This is a genomic window from Anaerococcus tetradius ATCC 35098, from assembly GCF_000159095.1.
GTDB lineage: Bacteria > Bacillota > Clostridia > Tissierellales > Peptoniphilaceae > Anaerococcus > Anaerococcus tetradius.
On the sequence record NZ_GG666319.1, the window covers coordinates 1 to 1347 of the forward strand.

Annotated in this window: 1 protein-coding gene and 1 pseudogene; both read right to left on the reverse strand. The window is 31.6% G+C overall.

Annotated features, from left to right (window positions below; all coding sequences use genetic code 11):
• Positions 1-955 (reverse strand): annotated as a pseudogene (locus HMPREF0077_RS09915) (hypothetical protein); the annotation flags it as partial.
• A 9-nt stretch (positions 956-964) separates the two neighbouring features.
• A partial coding sequence (locus HMPREF0077_RS09920; protein WP_004837881.1) for a DNA methyltransferase occupies positions 965-1347 on the reverse strand: 383 nt, incomplete at its 5' end.

Here is a 1347-nt window from a genome sequence, read left to right on the forward strand (position 1 = left end):
GATCTTGAATTATTTTTTTATCTTCTTCATTTGCCTTATATGATAAGTCTTTTCTTCTAAACTTCCCATTTAAAGATTTTAATTCTGCTTTTTCCCCTTTGTCCTTAAACTGACTTTGAGATTGATAAAGTTTTTTTAAGGTGTTTTTTTGAAAGCTTTCTTTCCCTTTATTACCAAGAATAGAAGAACCATCCCAATTTTTTCTTTGCACATCAGAAGATGGTAAATACTTATAGTCATCTCTTGTGTCCCTATATGATACATTGCTATCACTAAAGTTCATGTCATAGCGATCTATGACACCATCATTATCTGAGTCCTGCGATAAGGGATCATATGTTGAACTTACCTCTATATTAAAATTCTTATCTTCTTCTTTTCTAAATCTCCTTATTTTTTTCTCTTGCACGCCATTAAAACTTTCACTCTCAATGTTTTTCTTCCATTTTAAATTACTATTCCCCTTGTAATTTTTTTGGGGAGAAGTGCTACTTTTTAAATTAGAGCTAGTTGAATTTGGTCTATCATTAAAATCTTCTTTAAAGTTACTTAGCCTGTATTCTGTTTCTTGCCCGTAATATTCACCATATCTACTTTCCTCATTTTCTTCCATTTTTCTATGCTGCTGTTGCGAATATTCTGGCTGATATTCATTATGATAGAAAGTTTCTGAAAATTTTTCCTCATGGTTTTTTCTTTGTCTTCTTCCTCTATTTGACTTATCTTTTTCGTTGAGTAAATCCTGACTATTTTCTTGCAAATGAGATGAATAATACTTAGAGTTTTCATCATTATTGTCTATGTTATTCCTGCTTTTTACTTTATTAATTTCTTTTTTTGAAAAATCTGATGTTCTCTCTGTACTACTGAATTTTTCATTGCTTTCTTCTTTCTTTTCTGATATAAGCTTGGTCTTTGGTACATCTCTTGGGTTTACTTTCCCTTTCTTTTTCATATATACCTCCTACTTCATATTTTTCTCAATCCTTTCTTTAGCTATTTGACAGTAGTCTTTGTTTATGTCAATTCCAATATATTCTCTGTCCATCCTAATAGCTACCATCCCAACAGTTCCTGAACCCATAAAGGGATCAAGAATTAAGCCTTTTTTAGGGCATCCTGCTTTTATACAAAGTTCTACCAGTTTTGGTGGAAATACCGCATAGTGTTTTCCTTTAAACGCACTGGTGTTAATAGTCCAAATATCTCTATTGTTTCTAAACTTAGGGACATTATCTCCTATATATTCTCCATACTCTCTTGCTTCATTTATGCTCTGTCTTTTAGCTCCTGTGCCTTCTTGTAAATACTTATTATTATTTCCCCTTGCCCTCATATATCTTTTTT